We start from the raw sequence: 2,078 nt of genomic DNA, 5'->3' as shown, positions 1-2,078 counted from the left end.
GGATAACCCAGCCGGTATGCCAGCTGGTAACTCCATTTTTTTAAACCTTTATATCTTGTAAAAACTGATGTACACTCCCTAACTATAAGCCTTGATTTTATGTAACCTACCCGTTTCAAAAAACCCAGGTAAGCGTTTAAATAAGGATGAGTGCTAATTATAACATACCCCTTTCGATAAGGGTTTAATAACTTTATAAGTCCGTAAAAACCAATCAACATGCTTTTATCGGTTACAAATTTAAAGCTATGCCCATCGGGAATTTTTAATCCGCCGTCTGCTGATTTCTTTAAAAAAATCATTGGCGAATTACTGGCGCGGGCCCCCATAAGTAATATGCTTTCTGCGCCATTAGCTTTGTCAGACATTGAAACAAAAACTAACTTATTTTTTTGATCAGGCATTTACCAGGCTTATTAAGGTTCCACATTTTTCCGATCATCTTTTTAAAAAGCCCCAAAACACTAAATGCTTTACGCCTGCCATCAACAATAAGCAAGTCGCCGACAAAATTTATCGTRTGTAACCCCTCATCATATGGMRACTGTGGCAATAGTTCAAAAGCGGTATTGTATTGAAAATCTGTTTCGGTGATGGTTGTGATCTCATTTATCATAACAGAACCTCCATACCGTTTTTCAGAATTCTGGCTGGGCATGTACAATTTCTCCCCCACAATAAATAAACCGCCTGCGGATCTGTTTACATTTGAAGCAACACTAATTGGGTTTAGGCTATGAGCTTTGAATTCAGCTTCTAAAGTATTTGAATAAAACACATAAAGTTCTCCGTGCTTCCCGGATATACTGGTAAATAGCCAATATTTATTTTTAAAATATATTATTGAGCTATCAACAAATTTATGGCCAGCTACTATTACTTTGATTTTCTTAAACTTATACGGGTTTTCTACATCAACCTGGTATAATGCAATCTCCTTTGCCGCTCCTGTTTCAGGGATACAATACAAATTATTATCAGCGGCAAACATGTGAGGGTACGATAGGTGCATTGGTTGTTCAGTTATGCCGGTTACCTTTCTTTTATTGTCAAAACTCATGGAATCAATCATCATAATTTCTCCCTTGCCTTTCCAAAATTTAAGTTCTTCATAATATAAATACGTACGACCATTTAGATTTACAGCAAAAGGGTCTGCCGCATAATCAGCATTATCTTCTTCAAGCCATTTAATTTCACCATTTAGCTGTTGGGTGAGGATAAGATTTTCGGGGGTCTGAAAAACATAACCAATATTCCATTTATCAAAAAAAAATATTTTATGTATAATTGAGTCGGGTAGTTTCATCCTTCAAAATATTTTTTTTAAAAACAAGAGTGCCGATCCCAATACCGGCAAATAATCACTTTCCTGTATCAAAACACCCCCAAAACTGTCTTTAAATTGATTGATTCTCTTTAAAGCCTCATCTGATGTACCATGAGCATATCCCCCCATATCGTATACTTGAAAACCATGCTGTTTAAAAAAACACATGTCATTAAAGTGAAGTAACCTGTTTGCCCTGCCGGTTACCGCTTTTAACTGATTGTCCTTTTCGTTTCTGAAAAGGGATGCTGAATGCAATAACCTAACCCGTTTTAAGGTATCATCAAGCAAATAAGCATGCATAACAATATCCTGATCTTTGTAAATAGCTTTTGTTATAACCATGCAAGATTGAAGTTTATAAAAATCCTGGTTAAGCTTTGGTAGTTGTTTTGTTACTGCAAACAAATTGTAGAAATCAATAAAGCGTTTGATGTCGGTTTCGGAGGCTGTTGTAACTCCATCTTTTATTGCCCTGCGGATTTCATAGGCGGTATTTTGATCAAAATCTGCCTCGAAAACTGACTGGGGGGCACCAATATTAATTGTTTTTGTAAAAAAAGACTCCCTGCGAAATCCCGGAACCTCGTTGCAATAAGCACTTTGCTTATAATAACAGTATAAACAATTCCATTTGCTGGGTTTATCGGCAAACCATATAATTTTATAAGGTAATAAGCGCATAGCCTTCCTTTTAACTTGGATCATAGCGTATAAAATGAATCTTAAATAGTTTGATATGCAGTAA

Annotated in this window: 3 protein-coding genes; all 3 read right to left on the bottom strand. The window is 35.9% G+C overall.

Annotated elements, in window-relative coordinates:
- Positions 1 to 368: hypothetical protein (locus AC1DQW_RS27510; RefSeq protein WP_477456988.1), on the bottom strand; the 368-nt coding region annotated here is incomplete at its 3' end.
- Between the two features lie 11 nt (positions 369 to 379).
- Positions 380 to 1,309: a glucosamine inositolphosphorylceramide transferase family protein gene (locus tag AC1DQW_RS27505; RefSeq protein ID WP_477456987.1), complete on the bottom strand. Its 930-nt coding sequence runs from the start codon at positions 1,307 to 1,309 to the stop codon at positions 380 to 382.
- A 3-nt stretch (positions 1,310 to 1,312) separates the two neighbouring features.
- Positions 1,313 to 2,038 carry a hypothetical protein gene (locus tag AC1DQW_RS27500; protein ID WP_477456986.1) on the bottom strand — a complete coding sequence of 242 codons (726 nt, stop codon included), beginning with the start codon at positions 2,036 to 2,038 and terminating at the stop codon, positions 1,313 to 1,315.
- Positions 2,039 to 2,078: the final 40 nt, after the last annotated feature.

It is taken from the genome of Mucilaginibacter sp. P5_A4 (assembly GCF_056400605.1).
The sequence above is the reverse complement of the archived record's forward strand: the minus strand, read 5'-3'. Positions and strand labels throughout refer to the sequence as shown.

Bases quoted from the DNA above. Each gene is read 5' to 3' on its own strand.
- AC1DQW_RS27500 (WP_477456986.1), bottom strand. From the start codon at position 2,038: ATGATCCAAGTTAAAAGGAAGGCTATGCGCTTATTACCTTATAAAATT.